Below are 17,486 nucleotides of genomic sequence, written 5' to 3'. Positions count from 1 at the left end.
ATTATGGAATCAGATTTTTCACTCCAAGAGCTTGCCGAACAGCTTGTTGATAGTTTGGGTGCGGCGCTGTATTTTGCGGGGGTAAAAAAAGACAAAATACAAGAGGCACTAGAAGCGTATGAGGCGCTACTTGATGATGAGAGCTTTGATGAAAATGCGCCCTATGGGATTGATGAGATTATTGAGACAATCAATCTCTTGCGCCAAAAAAGAGCGGATCTTTTTACAAAATGAGTCAAAGCACATTGCGCCTCGTGGTGCTTTTCAGCGGGAATGGCACAAATATGCTAAACCTCATCGACAAGCTTCACAACAAAGAGTTTTTGGATTCTCAAAATGTGGCGCGCAGGATTTGCATTAGCGCGTGTTTTTGCAATAACCCGCAAGCCAAAGGGATTGAGCGCGTGGAAGAACGCGGGATTGAATGCGTGGTGATCCCTAGCAAGGGGAAAGCGCGCGAAGAGTTTGATAAAGAATTAGTTGCGCAAATTGAGACTTTCAAGCCGGATTTATGCGTGCTTAGCGGATTTATGAGAATCTTAACGCCCTATTTTACTACGCATTTAAAAGCGCTCAATATCCACCCTTCGTTTTTGCCCCTGCATAAGGGCGCGCACGCCATAGAGCAAAGCTTTCAATCAAATGAGGATTTTGGCGGTGTGAGTGTGCATTGGGTGAGCGAGGAGCTAGATTCTGGGGAAATTATTTTGCAAGAAAAGTTGCCAAAAATCCAAGGTGAGAGCCTCGCAGAGTTTGAGGCAAGAATCCACAAGCTAGAATACGAGCTTTTCCCAAAGGCTATTTTGCGCGCGCTTAGTCTGCGCCCAGCCCCTCCATATTCCCACTGCGCGGATTCTCATAAAAAATCAAAGACAACAAAAACAAGCGGAAGCTTTCAATCAGACTTTGGCGCGGTGGTGTATGACATTTATGAGCCAGATTCTGGCGCAAGTGGCGCAAATATCATTATCCAAATCGCGCATGGCATGGTCGAGCACAGAGGGCGCTTTGAGTGGGTGGCGCGCGAACTAGCGCAAAATGGCTACATCGTAGCAATCAACGATCACCGCGGGCATGGCGATAGCATAAGCGCACAATCTGCGATGGGACGCGATATATCTAAAGAAGTAAGCCCCGCAAACGCCAACAGCGCAGAATCTACAAATCCCATCACCTCACTTGGCGAAATGGGCGAGCAAGGATTTGAGCGCGCCGTGCAGGATATGCACGCGTTTAATCGCCTTTTGCACTCCCTCTATCCGCACGCGCAAATCGTGCTACTTGGGCATTCTATGGGCTCATTGCTATCACGCCGCTATGTGAGTTTGTATGAAGATTCTGTGATCGGGTTAATTTTGAGCGGAAGTCCGGCTTACAATCCGCTTTCATCGCTTGGCATTGCGCTTGGCAAGTTTTTTCACGCTATTGGCGCAAGGGATTTTGGTGCAAAGATTCTCAACACCTTATCTTTTGGTGGATTTAATGCGAAATTCCGCGCAGAAGGCAGTCCCTACGCGTGGCTATGTAGCGATAAAAGCGTGGTGAGCGCGTATGAGAATGACAAAAAATGCGGTTTTATTTTCACAACGCAAAGCTTTATCAACCTTTTTGGTGGGTTAAAGCGCGTTTATGGTGCGTTGCAACCTCCCAAAAATCCGCGCTTTCCTGTGCTTATCATCAGCGGGCGAGACGATGCGTGCGGGGATTTTGGTAAGGGCGTGGAAAAACTGCAAATATTTTTGCAAGAAAAAGGCTACCAAAACACGCAACTTATCCTCTACAATGATGCGAGGCATGAGATTTTGAATGATTTTTGCAAGAAAAAAGTCTTGCAAGATATTTTGCTTTGGATTAAAAACACTTGCGCAAATAGCGCGCAAAATTAGGATTTGCAAATGCTCTATCTTCCAAATGATTTAGGATTTTTCCCAAACTCAAGCGAACAAAATCTGCAGATTCACACGCTTGGGCGTTGCACCTTTGCGCGCTATCAGCAAAGTGATAGCAGCCACCGCCTGCCTGTTTTTATGCAAGAGCATGTGCTAATTTTTGTGCGAAATGGTGAAAAGATTTTTCACAATGGCACGCAGGAATTGCACCTAACAAAGGGCGAATGCACGCTGTTAAAAGCTGGGAGCTACACGCTTAGCAATATCACTGCGCACGGGCTTTATGAGGCGTATTTGTTCTTTTTTAACGCCCCGCTTTTAACCGCGCTTGCCCACAAACATAAGGATTTGCTGCCGCTAGAGGCGATAAAGGCGCGCGAGATTCCAAAAAATATGGCAAAAAATGAGAATCCGCAAGGCAAAACCACTGCGCATAGAATCCAAACTGCGGATAATCAAGAAACTGGCGTAATCTCTGACCCCGCACTGCAGGGCATAATCGAGGGCTTTAGCGCGCATTTTGAATACAACACGCGCTATTTGGAGCCGATGATTGAGCTAAAATTTGAGGAGCTGTTTTTGCATTTGGCACTAAGCAAGAATCCAACATTTTTGGGCTTCATCCGCGAGTTGTTCGCGGCTACGAGGCTTGGGCTTGGCGAGCTTTTTGCATATTGCGAGCAGGAGTTTTTGAGCGTTGCGGAGATGGCGAAGTTCGCACGGCTGGATAATGCGAGCTTTTCGCGCGAGTTTAAGCAGTATTTTAAGGTTTCGCCCAAAAAATGGCTTGATGAAAAACGTCTTTTAAAGGCGCGATTTTTGCTTCAATATGCGGATAAAAATGTGAATGAAATTTGCAGTGATTGTGGCTTCAGCTCGCCTGCGTGGTTTATCGCGCGCTTCAAAGAGCAGTTTAACCAAACGCCAAAGCAGTATCAAAAATCGTTGCAAAAAGCCTAAGGGATACAAAAGGACTTGCATGACAAGGCAAAATTTACGCACAAAGCTTACGATGAAAACGCTTGATACCACGCATATCGAGCAGTTTAACGCCCTTTTACGCTATGCGTTTCAAGTGACGGATAGCGTGCTTTCAGAGCTTGGCTACAATGCGGAGAGTATCAAGCAGGCGAAATATCCGATTTTGCAAAATGCGCGCGTGCTGGGCTGGTTTGACAAAGATAAGCTCATCTCGCAAATCGCGCTGTATTCGATGAAAATGAATATCCACAATCGCATTTTTGAGATGGGCGGGATTACAGGCGTGGCGACTTATCCAGAGTATTCTGGCATGGGGCTTATGGCGGATTTGATGAAGGAGACTTTAAGCATTATGCGCACGCAAAAGCAGAGCATTTCTTGCCTTTATCCCTACTCGATTCCTTATTATCGCTCGCGTGGCTGGGAGATTATCAGCGATAAGATGACTTTTAGCATCAAAGACCATCAGCTGCCAAATATAAGCGCGCAAAATGGCATGATACGGCGCATTGAGCGCGATGATGACGAGGAGTTAATCGCGCTGTATGATAGATTTGCCAAATCCACGCATGGCGCGCTGGTGCGCGATAAGCTCGCGTGGGACGAGTATTGGCGCTGGGATAGCGATGATGAGATGGTCGCGCTGTATTATGATAAAAACGATGTGCCACAGGGCTATATCGCGTATTTGCTTGAAGATGATGTGTTTAAGATTAAGGAAATGCTTTATTGCAACGAGGAGGCGCGGCGCGGGCTTTGGGGCTATGTCAATGCGCATAAATCGATGTTTGATAAGGTTGAGGGGAATAATTTTAGCAACAACACGCTGGCGTTTTTGCTCGAAGATGGGCATATCAAGGAGAGTATCCAGCCCTATTTTATGGGGCGCATTGTGGATATTGAGCAGTTTTTGAGGGATTATCCATTCGCGCTAGATGCGGAATCTAGGGGGCATATTTTTGCTTTTATCATCAAAGACCCTTTGCTAGAGTGGAATAACCGCGTGTTTGTGCTAAATTTTAGCGCGCAAAAAGTGGAGCTTAAGGTGCTAGAATCTGCGCAGGAGCTAGATTCTATGCAAATACACTCGCAGGCAAAGAATGAAAGAATCCCAAGCGTTAAAACTGATATACAAACGCTCACAACGATGTTTTTTGGCTATAAACGCCCAAGCTATCTCGCTAAAATCAAGCGCCTTGAAGCCTCGCAAGATATGATAAATTTGCTAGAATCTATCATTCCACGCGCTAAGCCTTATTTTAGTGATTATTTTTAAAAGTTAATATTTATGCACTTAAACCTTAATATTCACTTTATCTATGAGATAAAACTCAGCACACTTACTTAAACCAATTCTCTTAAAATAGCTGTTATTTTTCAAATCCATAAAAATATTTTCTTTCACAACCTTAATCATTAATGCTATAATCCAAACCTTAAAATTTTACAATCTAAAGGATTATTATGTGTGGCATACTTGGAAGCATCCCAGCGACAAATGAGCATGATTTCGCCAAATCGCTTCATACTCTAGCCCATAGGGGTCCAGATGATTTTGGGATATATATTGATGAGGATATTAGCTTGGGGCATCGGCGATTGTCAATCGTCGATCTTAGTCATAATGCCAGCCAACCTATGCACTATCAAGTACCAGAATCTGTAGGTGGTGGGCGATATAGCATAGTTTTTAATGGCGAGGTGTATAATTTTATCGAGCTAAGAAAAGAGCTAGAAAAATTAGGGCATAGATTCCGCACGCATTCTGATACAGAAGTGGTGGTGGCAAGCTTTTCGCAATGGGGTGAAAAATGCCTAAATCGCTTCAATGGAATGTGGGCGCTTGGCATTTGGGATCACAAGAGGAAGCGACTTTTCTTAGCGCGCGATAGGTTTGGCAAAAAGCCGCTGTTTTATGCTTTTGTAAAAAATGAGTATGGTGTGCAGTTTGTATTTGCTTCTGAGATGAAAGCGATTTATCCATATCTAAAAGAGCTTAAACCCGCAAAAGATTTTGTGGGCATGGTAAGTATTTATAATATTTTTGCCTATGAAAATGGGGGGGGCACTTATCAATGGGATAGAGCGCTTTCCTCACTCGCATTTTGCATATTATGAACCTTCAAAACACAAATCTTCCAACGCCACGCCAACCCTGCAATTTATCAGATATTACAATATTTTAGATCATCTTGTAAGCGCGCCAAAATATAGCGATGCGATAGAGCATTTTAGAGAGCTATTTTTGGATGCGGTGCATTTGCGGATGCGTTCAGATGTGCCTATTGGCACGGCACTAAGTGGCGGGCTAGATTCTAGCTCTACAATATGTGCGATGGCGCATATTGCCAAACAAACACCCGATAAATATACAAAAGATTGGCAGCATGCTTTTGTGGCTTGCTTCAAAGATACGCCTCTTGATGAGAGTGAATATGCGCGCGCAGTGGTGGATTATATAGGTATCAAGGCAGATTTTTTAGAGATAAATCCGCTTGAGTTTTGGGATAGATTGGAGGAGTATTTTTATCTTTTTGAAGATGTGTATATCACAAGTCCAATTCCCATGATAGCAACTTATGGCGCGGTAAAATCACGCGGTGTAAGCGTCACGCTTGATGGACATGGAGCAGATGAGCTTTTTAGCGGATATGGTCATTTGATAGAGGCTTTGTGGGATTGTAAGTTTAACCCCAAAATGATTGCAAATGTGCTAAATACACTTAATGAAACGCGCGAAGTAAAATCTAGTAAATTACCTCTTTTTAAAGAAGGAGCGAGATTTTTAACAAAAATGGCTATAAAAAAGCTAACAGGCTACAAGCTCAAGCACAGCAGGGATGCCAATCATCCTAATTTCAAAAAAATGGATCATTTTAGTCAACAGCTTTATGGTATTTTTTATGAGACTATTTTACCAACGCTACTTAGAAACTATGATAGATATTCCATGATAAATGGCGTAGAAATTCGTATGCCTTTTATGGATCACAGGCTGGTGGAGTTTGTGTTTTCTCTACCCTTTTCATATAAGTTTGGCGGCGGATACACTAAGCGGCTTATTCGCGATAGTGTGGATAGTTTCATGCCAAGCAATGTCACTTGGCGCAAAAGCAAAATAGGCTTCAACTCGCCTATAATCCAATGGCTTCAGCGAGATAAAAAGCATAATGGCTTGAAAGAATGGGCGCTAGATTTAGTGCATTCGCAAGACTTTTTGCAATGTGCGCTGGTGGAGAATCCTAAGCAAACACAACAAGAAGTTATGGATATATGCTCTGGTAAGGTAAATTCGTTTCATATCGGCGAAAAAGTATGGTGCGAGCTTAATCCATATATTTGGGAAAAATCACTTAAAAAGGCAGTTAGATTCTAACTGCCTTTTATATTCTCTATTTTGTTATTTATACTTAATTTTAGCAACCTGTTTATATTATTAAGGCTGTAAAATATAGAGTTGTTCTTGCTGCACGATCTTATAAAAACAAATCAAAAAACTTGTATTTTTCCCCAAATAACTAGCACATTCATCGCGCGCTTTTTTCTATACTTCTGGCTCAATTTTATTCCAAAGGAGACAAAATGAAGTTTTTCACAGGTGTAGTTTTAGGAGTTAGTTTGTGCTGTGCTCAAGCGCTGGCAAATGAGACTAAGGATTTAGAAGGTTTTGGCGCGCCGGAGAGCGTGTTTGTGGATTCTAACTTTATCTATGTCAGCAATATTGGCGCAAAGCCCGAGCCTCTAGCAAAAGATAATGATGGCTTTATCTCAAAGCTTGATAAAAATGGCAAGTTCATTGAGCGCGCGTTCATACAGAATCTCAACGCCCCAAAAGGCATGGCAAGGCTTGATAATCGCCTATTTGTTGTGGATATTGACACGCTTTACGCCTTTGATGTCAATAGCAAAAAGCAAAGCTTAAAGCTTCCAATAAGTGGCGCGGTGTTTTTGAATGATATCGCTGTGCTAGATTCTAAAACTTTGCTGATAAGCGACACTGGCACGGGGATAATACATAAAATTAACCTTACAAACAACGCAATCGAGGAGTTTTATAAGCTTGATTTGAGCGAGTTTGGCGGCGGCAATGGGCTAGCGATTGACAAGCAAAATAACGCGCTCATCATCGCGGGCTATCACCCAGATGGCGTGAGTGGCGGCAAGGTTGTGCGCCTAAATCTGGCGAGCAAAAAGCTTGAGACTTTGCTTGAGACAAAAGGCGCGTATGATGGCGTTGCAGTGCTTGAAAATGGCGATATTTTGGTAAGCTCATGGGGCGAGAATCTGCAAGGTGTGATTTATCGCATAAGCAAAGGCAAAGTAAGCGCGCTAGAACTTCCATTTCTGCAAGGTCCGGCGGATTTCTTTGTGGATAAAAACACGCTTTATATCCCAAAAATGCTCGAAAACAAGGTGCTAAAAGTTGAGCTAAAATAGCTTTTGGCACGCTTTTTCATACAAACTCTTTGCGCGCAAGATTATGTATATTTTGTGCGTGCGGATTCTCTTTGAAAATTTGAGAATCTACCTTTCTTTTTCCTCTCAATAATCCCCTACGCAATCACGCGTACAAGGACATAGCCACCAATAATAAGCGCGACAAAAAGTATCAACGCCAACACAAAAGCTTGCGCACCAAAATTTGCGAACTTTTTAAAATCAATTTGCAAGCCTAGCGCACTCATCGCCATACTCAAGCACAGCACACAAAGCGTGTTAAAAAACTCCACAACCTGCGCAGGCAAGGAAATAACAGAGTTTAGCACCACCATTGCTAAAAATCCAAAAGCAAAATATGGGATATGTAATTTGCGCGATTTACCCGCATCTGTGCTTGAAAAAAATAGCGGTATAAGCAGTAGCACAGGGATAAGCAACAGCACGCGTATCATTTTGATAATCACCGCAACAGCGCTTCCCTCATCGCTTAGCGCGCTCCCAGCGCCCACGACATTTGCCACTTCATGCAAACTCGCGCCGATATACATACCCCACTGACTTTCGCTTAGCCCCAAATCGCTCAAAGAATGCACCAGCGGATAGGCAAACATTCCCACAAGCCCAAAAAGCACCACGCACGCAAGCGCGATGATACTTTTATGCGGGGCGGATTTTATGGCAGATTCCACAGCCAAGACTGCCGCAGCACCGCAAATCGCGCTCCCTGAACTTATCAAAAGTGCCAACTCCTTATCCATTTTCAGAATCTTCACGCCCACAAACACGCCAAGAACTAAGATTCCAACAACGACAAGCACGCTTATAAGCACGCCATGTAGCCCCACGCTCATAAGCCCATCAACGCTTACGCGCAGTCCATACAGCACGATGCCAAGGCGCAACAATCTCTTCGCGCTGAAATTTATCCCAAACTCGCACTGCGCGCGCGTGCTTGCATACAATGGCGAAAAGACAATGCCAAGCAAAATGCCAATGATGAGCGCGGAGATGTGATATTGCGCCACTTGCGGGATTGTAGCGATATAAAGGCTTGCAAGGCTTAAGATAAGCGTCAAGGAAATGCCCCAAAATGCGCTTTTTGCGCCCTCTTTCATAATATGCAACGCGTGAAAAAATTTACTAAATCCACTCATTTTTCCTACTTTTTTTGAATTTTCTTAAATCTGGCATTGTAGCCAATCACGCGCAAAATCTGCTATAATCGCGCGCAAAATCCTAAAAATTTGCAACCAAAAACTTGCAATCAAACAATTTTCAAAGGCTAGCCATGCTACAAATAAGCGCTTGTATTTTAGTCAAAAACGCCCAAGAGACGCTAAGAGAGTGCTTAGAATCTCTGCGCGTATTTGATGAGATTATTTTGCTTGATAATAAAAGCACGGATAGCACGCTTGAGATTGCGCGCGCGTTTAATGAAAGCTATGGGAATCTGCGCGTGTTTGAGAGTGAGTTTATCGGCTTTGGCGCGCTGAAAAATCTTTGTGCGAGCTTTGCACGCAATGAGTGGATTTGTATTGTAGATTCTGATGAAGTAGTGGAATCTAGCGCGTTAGCGGAGTTGGAGCACATTTTTGGGGCGCAAAACACGACGCAAAAAACTTCGCAAAACACAACGCAAAGCACGCACGAGATTCCAAAAGAGACAATCTTAGCCTTCAGTCGCAAGAATCTCTACAATGGCGAGTGGATAAAGGCGTGCGGGTGGTATCCAGACTTCGTGTGGCGCGTGTATAACAAAACCTACACGCGCTTTAATGAAAATCTCGTGCATGAAAGCCTCATAATCCCAAAAGACGCGCGCGCAATCAAACTCCCGCCACAGGCAAGTTTGAAGCATTATGCCTTTAAAGACATTACGCATTTGCTTGATAAAATGCAACACTACACAAGCCTTTATGTCAAGCAAAATCCACACAAAAAAAGCTCGATTTTTAAAGCATTGACGCATGGCGCATGGAGCTTTGTAAGAAATTATTTTTTCAAAAAAGGCTTTTTGTTTGGATACAAGGGCTTTGTGATTAGCACTTGCAACGCATTGGGCGCGTTTTTCAAATATATGAAACTTTATGAATCCCACAACGCACGCCCGCAGAGCTGTTCGCTCATCATCACAACTTACAACCAAAAAGAGCGCCTTTCGCTCGTGCTAGATTCTGTCCTAGGACTGCAAACCTTGCCAAATGAAGTTCTCATCGCTGATGATGGGAGTAAAGAGGACACAAGGGAATTGATAGAATCTTATAAGCGCATTTTCCCTTGCGAGTTGCGTCATATTTGGCAGGAGGACAAGGGCTTTCGCCTTAGCAAAATCCGCAATCACGCCCTACATGAGGCGCGCGGGGAATACATCATCATCATTGATGGTGATATGGTGCTAGAATCTCACTTTATTGATGATCATTTGCGTTTCGCACGCAAAGGCGTGTTTGTGCAGGGCTCAAGGGTGATTTTAGATTCTATAATTACGCAAGAGATTATGCAAACACACACGACAGATTCTAAAAATTTTGCTGGGCTTAGTGTGGATTCTTATAAAAAAGCCTTTAGCACGCGCTCTTTTAAAAGCCACAGAATCGCCTTTTTAGCAAAATTTCTCTTTACATTTTCAAGCAAAAATGCCCGCTATTTCAAGCGCAAGGATTTTATCAAAGGGATTCGCGGGTGCAATATGGGATTTTTCAAAAGTGATTGCGTGGCGATAAATGGCTTTAATGAAGATTTTGTAGGCTGGGGGCGCGAAGATTCTGAATTTGTGGCGCGCTTTTTGTTTAATGGCGGGGAATTGCGCCCGCTAAAATTTAGCGCGATTGCCTACCATCTCTACCATGCTGAAAACACACGAGAAATGCTAGAATCTAACCACAACATTTACCTTGACACCATCGCAAACAAGCGTAAGTTTTGCAAAAATGGCTTGTATAAAAAATCCTAAAGCCCCCTATTTCTCCACAATCTCAAATGGTGCTTCGCGCAGAATTTTGCCAAAGGAAAACACCATGCCAAGCATTACATTGCTTCCGCTTCTATCAAAGTATTTCCCCTGCAGCGCATAGACTTTCATAAAAGGCGCGATATTGAGATTCTTATACAAGCTCAAATCATAGCGCAGCTCAAACTCCAGCGAGTATTTGGGATCATACGCGCTTGAAGTAGTGCTAAAAATATAATCGCGCGCATTCAGCATATAATACAGCTTCCCGCTGTTTTTAAACTTCTTTTCATACACCATTCCAAGCTCCATTCCTAGGCTTTGGGCTTGAATGTTTGGGTTAAAATCCTTTTCGCCAAAAAGTGTAAGCGCAAAATCCTTTAGCACCAATCCGCTAAAAAGCTTCACGCCGATATTTGCACGCACAATCTGCCTGCGCCCAAGCGTGCTTGAAGCCACAAACTCCGTCTGATACGCAAGCTTGCTATAAGGTCCTAGCTCAAAATACCAGCTTGAAAATCCCAAAAATGAGTCAAACTCCCAAAGGCGTTGCGTATAATCCGAGCTTAGCAAGATTCTATCAAGCGTCTTGTTATCCACGCTGGGCGCATTTTTGGGGAAAATGATTGTGCGCCCATATTCCGCAAGAAGCGAGTTAAAAATCACAAAATTTGGCGTGTAATAATCCATATTGAGATTCAAATACCCTTGCGCGACAATTTGAGAATCCCCTTGCAAGCGCGTATCCGCCGCGATACTATAGATATCTTGATTACGCAAAGTGGTAGAGGAAAAGTTAATCGAAATGCGCTTTAAATCAATCTGCCAGCCAACTTTTTGCTCTTTGAAAATCGCGTCATCATCAGCCAGCGCACAAGTTTTTGGGATTAAAAAAATAAGCGCAAAAATCGCGCAAAAATGCTTTGCTAAAAATCCACTGCGCGCGCTCATTCCTGCCCTTTTTTACTCTTAATTTTTGCCAGCCACTCATTAAGCGTTTTTTCAAAGCCTTTTGCGGTGGATTCTACAAATTCCAAATCCTCTTGCAAATAGCGCTGCTCCACAAAGCCCCCAAAATCGTGCGGATAGAGATATTCCTTTGAGTGTGGCAAAATATTTGACACAATGGGAAAAATCTTGCCTTCTTTCACGCAGGAAATCGCCTTATTTATGGCTTTGTAGGCGGTGTTGCTTTTTGGCGAAGAGGCGAGATAGATCACGCATTGCGAAAGGATAATGCGCGCTTCAGGATAGCCGATTTTTTCCACACTTAAAAGCGTGGAAGTGGCGAGATTGAGCGCATTTGGGTTGGCATTGCCAATATCTTCACTTGCTAAAATCACTAGGCGACGCGCGATAAATTCTGGATTCTCCCCGCCTTCAATCAAGCGCGCAAGGTAGTAAATCGCGGCATTGACATCGCTTCCGCGGATGGATTTAATAAGCGCGCTTGCAAGGTTGTAATGCGTGTCATCTTCGCTCGCGCCATCATGCAGGCTAAAAGGACGCAGGGCTTTGAGATTTTCGATATTTATAGATTCTAAATCAAGCGCGCAGTCAAGCAAATTTAGCATTGCCCTTGCATCGCCTCCGCTAGATTCTATCAAATACGCTTTAGCATTAGAATCTAGCGCTTTTGGATAGAGTGTAAGCGCCTTTTGTAACAAACGCTCCAAATCCGCGTGGCTCAAAGGCTTAAACTCAAACAAAAAGCACCTTGAGCGGATAGCATTTGTGAGCGTGTAGAAAGGATTATTCGTGCTTGCACCAAAAATAAGCGTCTCGCCCTCCTCCATAATAGGAAGCAAAAACTCCTGCTGTGGCTTTGAAAGGCGGTGGATCTCATCAATAAACACCGCGCTTTTTAGTAAGCTCCCGCTAAAGCGCGCAAGAAAATTTTTTAGTTCTTCAAGCTTAAATGCTGTGGCGTTAAAATAGCCAATCTCGCGCCCTAGCTGCTTGCAAATGATTTGTGCTAAAGTCGTTTTCCCACAGCCGGGCGGTCCATAAAAAATGCAATGAGGCGGGGAAGAAAGATTTTTACGCAAGGGGGCATTCTCCCCGATGATATGCCCCTGCCCGATGAACTCATCGAGGCTCTTTGGGCGCAAGAGCTTAGCGAGATTACGCATAGCTATTTCTTAAAAAGGATGATTTCATACGAGCTTTGCTTGACTTTGACGGAATTTTCCGCCTTACCCTTAAACTCATCAAGCATAGAATCTAGCTCATCTAAGCGCTCTTTTAAGCGCAAAATAATATCCACGCCCGCGAGATTGACGCCCAAATCCCTTGTGAGGCGCAAAATCGTCTTAATCTTGTCAATATCGCGTTGAGAATACAGGCGCATTTTCCCATCAGTGCGCCCGGGCGCGATGAGCCCTTCTTTTTCGTATTGACGCAGGGTTTGGGGGTGGATTTCTAAGATTCTCGCTACCACGCTAATGAGATAAACCGGCTCATCGTAGCTATTCATTGTTGCCTCCTAATTCCTTTTTATTGTATCACTTTGGCAAGTGAAACTCGCCAAAGCTCCGCTGCGCTTCCAACTTCGCAGAAATAAATTCTGCTTTGTTTTCAGCTCCGCGTGCATATTTTACCTTTTCTAATTGTTAAAGTTTAAAGATTCTCTAACGCGATGCGGTAGTTTGAGAATCTATTCCTTTTAAATTATATCGTCTTCGCGGAAGTGAATTCCGCTCCGCCTCCGCTTCGCATGCATATTTTACCTTTTTTGGTTGATAAGATTCTGCAGATTCTCTAACGCGTTTTAGCAATCCTAGAATCTTTTTAGGTTACCTCGCTTATTTTAACTTGCTTGCAATGATAAACCACGCCCTCTACTCTGGCAATCCCTCCTGTAGCGCCGTTTTAAGGCTTTCATTTAGCTCCTCTAGCTTTGGCAACACCACATTTACGCGCAGATACAAATCGCCCACTTTCTTACTCTTGCGGTTTTTAAGCCCAAGCTCTTTTATGCGAAGCTTTTGCCCGTTTTTGGTATTTTGCGGGATAGTTAGGGTGAATTCTTTCTGCAATGTTTGGACTTTGATTTTCCCACCAAAAAGCGCGGTTTTTAGCGGAATATCAAGCGTTTTTATCAAATCATCGCCATCTATTTCATATGCATCATTTGGCGCGACACGCACCTTTAGTAGCAAGTCGCCCACGCCAAATTGCGAGCTTTTGCCTTTACCCTTTAGTCGGATAGTGTCATTATCGCGCGTGCCTTGCGGGATTTTGATATTAAAATCCCCACCTTTGCCCCTGTAGTGGTAGCTGCTGCCCTCAATCAAGGTGCTTTCAAAAGGAATGGTGATGCTATCATGCAAGTCATTATCCACCATCTCTTCGCCAAAGCCACCAAATCCATTGAATCCGCCAAAGCCCCCGCGCGAGGTAAAGTTAAAGTTCTGATTTCTGCCCGCACCAAAGCCACCCTGCCCAAAAATCGAGGCTAAAATATCATCGATATTCATATTCCCCTGCGAGCGGGTGAAGTCGTGGAAATTCTGCCCGCCAAACATAGAATCCCCAAACTGATCATACTGCGCCTTTTTCTGCGCATCGCTTAGCACCTCATACGCGGCATTAATCTCTTTAAACTTCTCCTCCGCGCCCGGATCCTTATTCACATCAGGGTGGTATTTGCGCGCAAGTTTGCGATAAGCTTTTTTGATCTCATCGGCACTTGCGGATTCTGAAACTTCGAGCGTTTGATACAAACTTTTTGCCATAATTACTCCTTTAAGAAAATAGTTAAAATTAAAAAATATATGAAAATTAAGCGGCATTATATCATAAAACTTTAGCTTAGGTTAATCAAGTTTAACGCTTTTTCAAGTTTAGCACTTTTTATTGAAGTTTCACAACAAAATAAAGTCCTATGCTATAATGGCGCTACTTGATAAATCCACATCTACAGGAAATCCCGCAATGATACTTAGCATAGAATCTAGCTGCGATGACAGCTCGCTTGCGCTCACTTCTTTAGAAACTTGCGAGCTTTTATTTGCGCGCAAAATCTCGCAAGACTTAGCGCACACGCGCTTTGGCGGTGTCGTGCCAGAGATCGCCTCACGCCTACACGCGCAGAATCTCCCGCTTTTGTTAGAACAGCTTAAAAATTTTCTTTTGGAATCTAGCGCACAAAGGGCGCAAAACCAAGTGCAAAATATAGAATCTTGCAAAGAAAATCCCTTCGCGCCCATTAAAGCCATCGCAGTTACCAACCGCCCCGGACTTAGCGTCACGCTAAGTGAAGGCGTATGCATGGCAAATGCGTTAGCGCTAAGTCTCAATGTCCCGCTTTTGTATCTCAACCACCTCAAAGGGCATATTTACTCGCTTTTCATCGGGCAAATGGAAGCAAAAATCGGCAAAGGACTTGGGATTTTGCTTGTGAGTGGCGGACATACGCAGCTACTTTTGATGCGCGATTTTTCGCATATTGCGCTTATTTCTCAAAGCCTTGATGACAGCTTTGGGGAAAGTTTTGACAAAGTGGCAAAAATGCTTTCCCTTGGTTATCCGGGCGGTGGAGTTGTAGAATCTTTTGCGCGCAAATATGATGGCGCACTTCTCCCCTTGCCACTTCCACTCAAACACGATAAGGGATTAAATTTTAGCTTTTCAGGATTAAAAAACGCCGTGCGCTTGGAAATCCAAAAATACGCAAAAAATGTAGATTCTATAGAATCTAAAAAGTCAAAAGATATCGAGTATGTGCGCGAAGCACAGCTCGGCGGAGGCGAAGCGGAATTCACTTCCGCGCAGATGATACAAATTGATGGAATAGATTCTCGACAACCAAAAAACATTGCAGATTCTACAGAATCTAAAAAGTCAAAAAATATCAGACATGAACGCGAGCAAAGCTCGGCGGAGGCAAAGCGGAATTCACTTCCGCGAGACGATACGATTAATGGAATAGGAGCGGAGCCGAGCGGAATTCACTTCCGCGAAGGTGATACATTAAAATGGAATAAAAACTTTATCGCTCAAATTTGCGCAAGCTTTCAAAGTGCTGCCTGTGCGCATTTACTTGATAAGACAAGGAAATTTTTTGCGCACTTTGGCGATAAGTTTGAATATTTTGGCGTGGTTGGCGGAGCGAGCGCAAATCTCACTTTGCGCACACATATAGAATCTCTTTGCAAAGAGTTTGGCAAAACGCCTCTTTATGCCCCGCTAGAGTTTTGCTCGGATAATGCTGCGATGATGGGGCGCCTTGGGATAGAAGCCTATAAGCACGCGCTCAAAAATGCGCCAAAAAACACAAACGCAAATAGCTTTGATCCGCTTAGCGATGCGATTTATCCAAAAAGTTTGGAAGAGGATTTTATCAAAGGGGATTTTATTTCTTAAAAGATTTGTTTGATAAGAATCTCACGCGCAAGCCACTTTTACAAACTCACACACAAATTCTAAAAACCTTAGAATCCTTAGAAACTCTCGGTATTGCCTATCAGCTAAGATTAAAGATTTTCTTTGTTTTCTCTTGCTATAATGCCAAATTTTAGAAATCGGAGTATAGCGCAGTCTGGCTAGCGCACACCCTTGGGGTGGGTGAGGTCGTGGGTTCAAGTCCCGCTACTCCGACCACTTTTTGTTGAAAATACTAACTTTTGAAATACAAATAATAACACATTCAAACACTTCAAAGCCATATAGTAGCATATTTGAGCCATTTTAATTTCAATTTTTTGCCCACTTTGAATTTTCTTGCAACGAGCAAAATTTGGCAACAAATTTGGTTACAGATAAGCTTAAAGTGTTGAAATTTTCAAAATTTGTTACCACTTTTTTTGAAAACCCTACGCAAAGGGACTTGAAAAAATTTTTTTTAGAAAAATGCAAAATTTTGGCATTTGTAGGGTAAAGATACGATCAAAAGTTACAAAATGGATTTAAAGACATTTTTTGTGAAGTATTTTTTCTTGAATATGCAGTAAAATTTACTGCTATATTTTATCTCTTTTTAATTTCATCTAAGAAGTTAGCCCACCAACAAAACAATGGTCTCATTTGCTCTGTGTATTCTGCCTTATGAAAATAAGCTAATGCAACTTTATTTCCAAATCTGTGGTCTAGTGCCGCTTCCTTAATTTCGTAGCTTACATTGTGTTCTTTATGATAGGTGTCGCATAAACTCCTAAAGGTTCCGCGAAATGAGTGTATTGTTTGTTTTCTGCCCCTCTTTTCATCACCAAAGCCTAAAGATCGTAAAACTTTATTGAGACTTTCATGGACAACAGGACTATGAATTTTTGTAGCAGCATGGAAAACCCACTCACCCCAACCTGTGTAAATCCTTATCTCCTCAAGCACTTTCATTGCCTGTGGAGATAAGGGCAAAGAAAAATCTGGATAAGAATTATTTTTTACTTTCATCTCATTTCTTGGAATGGTAAGAGTTTTTTTCTCGAAATTTATATATTTCCATCTAAGCTTTGCTAGATTCTCTGCTCTCAAGGGAACAAGAACAACAAATTGTAGGGCGCACCTATGAATAATAGAATGTTTGTAGGTGTCTATAGCCCTTAGGAGTTCTCCTAATATGGCAATATCTGTAATTTTTGCATAGTGTTTCTTTTGTTGAGGGAGAAGCACACTATTTTTATCTATGTTTTTGATTATATTGTTTTCTACAAATTCGTTTGATACGGCATATTGCCATATATTTTCTGTATGGTTAAGTAATCTTCTTGCTGTTTCTGGAAGTTTGTTTTGCAAATTCGATACTATTTTTATAATGTCTCTTTGTTTAATGTCAGAAATTTTCATAGATGAAATAATATTTTTATTCTCGTCATACTTGCAAAAATGTGGTAGGAAATATCTATTCAATAGCGACTCTAAACGATTGGCTGTCTTTTCCGCTAGTTTTGTTTTGTAAATTTGAAACCACTCTGCAATAACTATGTGAATTTGTCCATCTAGCTGAGACATTTCTTTTCTTGCAATTTCCTTCACATGTTCTTGTGGATCAATACCCCTGTCAATAAGTATCTTGTATTCTTCAGCCTTATTTCTGGCTTCCAATAGGCTCATGGCTGGATATGAACCAATGGTGATAATTTTCCTTTTTTCTTTAAAGGTGTATCTCATTTGAAATGTTTTTGATCCATTTGTTCCTATGCGAACTCTTAATCCACCCCTCTCACTTAAAAAATACTCCTTGTCTTTTGCTTTTGCATTTTTTATTACTATATCAGTCATGGCTC

Annotated in this window: 16 protein-coding genes and 1 tRNA gene; 10 read left to right on the top strand and 7 right to left on the bottom strand. The window is 42.6% G+C overall.

Annotation, left to right across the window (positions count from 1 at the left end; all coding sequences use genetic code 11):
* The first annotated feature begins 3 nt into the window (after window positions 1-3).
* The 7 genes from CQA49_RS01000 to CQA49_RS00970 all read left to right on the top strand — a co-directional run bounded on the left by CQA49_RS01000 (window position 4) and on the right by CQA49_RS00970 (window position 7,307).
* Window positions 4-234: a hypothetical protein gene (locus CQA49_RS01000; RefSeq protein WP_115574105.1), complete on the top strand. Its 231-nt coding sequence runs from the start codon at window positions 4-6 to the stop codon at window positions 232-234.
* Complete coding sequence (gene purN, locus CQA49_RS00995; protein WP_115574104.1) at window positions 231-1,886, top strand: phosphoribosylglycinamide formyltransferase; 1,656 nt, start codon at window positions 231-233, stop codon at window positions 1,884-1,886. The genes CQA49_RS01000 and purN overlap by 4 nt, the downstream gene beginning before the upstream one ends.
* A 9-nt stretch (window positions 1,887-1,895) precedes the next feature.
* Window positions 1,896-2,849: an AraC family transcriptional regulator gene (locus CQA49_RS00990; RefSeq protein WP_115574103.1), complete on the top strand. Its 954-nt coding sequence runs from the start codon at window positions 1,896-1,898 to the stop codon at window positions 2,847-2,849.
* A 19-nt stretch (window positions 2,850-2,868) separates the two neighbouring features.
* Entirely contained in the window at window positions 2,869-4,146 is a 1,278-nt protein-coding gene (gene eis, locus CQA49_RS00985; RefSeq protein ID WP_115574102.1) for an enhanced intracellular survival protein Eis, read from the top strand.
* Between the two features lie 188 nt (window positions 4,147-4,334).
* Window positions 4,335-4,988 carry an asparagine synthetase B gene (locus tag CQA49_RS00980; RefSeq protein WP_115574101.1) on the top strand — a complete coding sequence of 218 codons (654 nt, stop codon included), beginning with the start codon at window positions 4,335-4,337 and terminating at the stop codon, window positions 4,986-4,988.
* Complete coding sequence (locus CQA49_RS00975) at window positions 4,927-6,246, top strand: asparagine synthase C-terminal domain-containing protein (RefSeq protein WP_309544432.1); 1,320 nt, start codon at window positions 4,927-4,929, stop codon at window positions 6,244-6,246. Before CQA49_RS00980 ends, CQA49_RS00975 begins: the two co-directional genes overlap by 62 nt.
* 206 nt (window positions 6,247-6,452) lie before the next feature.
* Entirely contained in the window at window positions 6,453-7,307 is an 855-nt protein-coding gene (locus CQA49_RS00970; RefSeq protein WP_115574099.1) for an ATP-binding protein, read from the top strand.
* Window positions 7,308-7,423: 116 nt separating this feature from the next.
* On the opposite strand, the gene CQA49_RS00965 is transcribed toward CQA49_RS00970, so the two are convergent.
* Window positions 7,424-8,464 (bottom strand): YeiH family protein, encoded by a 1,041-nt coding sequence (locus CQA49_RS00965; protein ID WP_258864137.1) that lies wholly within the window; start codon window positions 8,462-8,464, stop codon window positions 7,424-7,426.
* Between the two features lie 134 nt (window positions 8,465-8,598).
* On the opposite strand from CQA49_RS00965, the gene CQA49_RS00960 reads away from it, so the two are divergent.
* Window positions 8,599-10,263 carry a glycosyltransferase gene (locus tag CQA49_RS00960; protein WP_115574098.1) on the top strand — a complete coding sequence of 555 codons (1,665 nt, stop codon included), beginning with the start codon at window positions 8,599-8,601 and terminating at the stop codon, window positions 10,261-10,263.
* 6 nt (window positions 10,264-10,269) lie between these two features.
* Here the strand turns inward: CQA49_RS00960 and CQA49_RS00955 are convergent, their stop codons facing one another.
* The 5 genes from CQA49_RS00955 to CQA49_RS00940 all read right to left on the bottom strand — a co-directional run bounded on the left by CQA49_RS00955 (window position 10,270) and on the right by CQA49_RS00940 (window position 13,997).
* Window positions 10,270-11,211: a hypothetical protein gene (locus CQA49_RS00955; protein ID WP_115574097.1), complete on the bottom strand. Its 942-nt coding sequence runs from the start codon at window positions 11,209-11,211 to the stop codon at window positions 10,270-10,272.
* Window positions 11,208-12,392: a replication-associated recombination protein A gene (locus CQA49_RS00950; RefSeq protein WP_115574096.1), complete on the bottom strand. Its 1,185-nt coding sequence runs from the start codon at window positions 12,390-12,392 to the stop codon at window positions 11,208-11,210. The genes CQA49_RS00955 and CQA49_RS00950 overlap by 4 nt, the downstream gene beginning before the upstream one ends.
* 2 nt (window positions 12,393-12,394) lie before the next feature.
* On the bottom strand, window positions 12,395-12,736 hold the full coding sequence (locus CQA49_RS00945; protein WP_066389062.1) for a heat shock protein transcriptional repressor HspR: 342 nt from the start codon (window positions 12,734-12,736) through the stop codon (window positions 12,395-12,397).
* A gap of 154 nt (window positions 12,737-12,890) precedes the next feature.
* Window positions 12,891-13,037, bottom strand: a complete 147-nt coding sequence (locus tag CQA49_RS09960) for a hypothetical protein (RefSeq protein WP_181882569.1) — start codon at window positions 13,035-13,037, stop codon at window positions 12,891-12,893.
* 63 nt (window positions 13,038-13,100) lie between these two features.
* Window positions 13,101-13,997, bottom strand: a complete 897-nt coding sequence (locus CQA49_RS00940) for a DnaJ C-terminal domain-containing protein (protein ID WP_115574095.1) — start codon at window positions 13,995-13,997, stop codon at window positions 13,101-13,103.
* Window positions 13,998-14,196: 199 nt separating this feature from the next.
* On the opposite strand from CQA49_RS00940, the gene CQA49_RS10645 reads away from it, so the two are divergent.
* Both CQA49_RS10645 and CQA49_RS00930 read left to right on the top strand, forming a co-directional pair.
* The gene (locus tag CQA49_RS10645) at window positions 14,197-15,627 is read left to right on the top strand and encodes a hypothetical protein (RefSeq protein WP_115574094.1); all 1,431 of its coding nucleotides are present in this window, start codon (window positions 14,197-14,199) and stop codon (window positions 15,625-15,627) included.
* Between the two features lie 159 nt (window positions 15,628-15,786).
* A tRNA-Pro gene (locus CQA49_RS00930) sits at window positions 15,787-15,864 on the top strand.
* Window positions 15,865-16,230: 366 nt separating this feature from the next.
* Here CQA49_RS00930 and CQA49_RS00925 read toward each other — a convergent pair.
* Window positions 16,231-17,481 carry an integrase arm-type DNA-binding domain-containing protein gene (locus tag CQA49_RS00925; protein ID WP_115574093.1) on the bottom strand — a complete coding sequence of 417 codons (1,251 nt, stop codon included), beginning with the start codon at window positions 17,479-17,481 and terminating at the stop codon, window positions 16,231-16,233.
* Between the last annotated feature and the right edge of the window lie 5 nt (window positions 17,482-17,486).

The sequence above is a fragment of the Helicobacter sp. MIT 00-7814 genome, from assembly GCF_003364115.1.
GTDB lineage: Bacteria > Campylobacterota > Campylobacteria > Campylobacterales > Helicobacteraceae > Helicobacter_F.
Note: the sequence above shows the minus strand (reverse complement) of the source record. Positions and strands in the feature narration are given on the sequence as shown.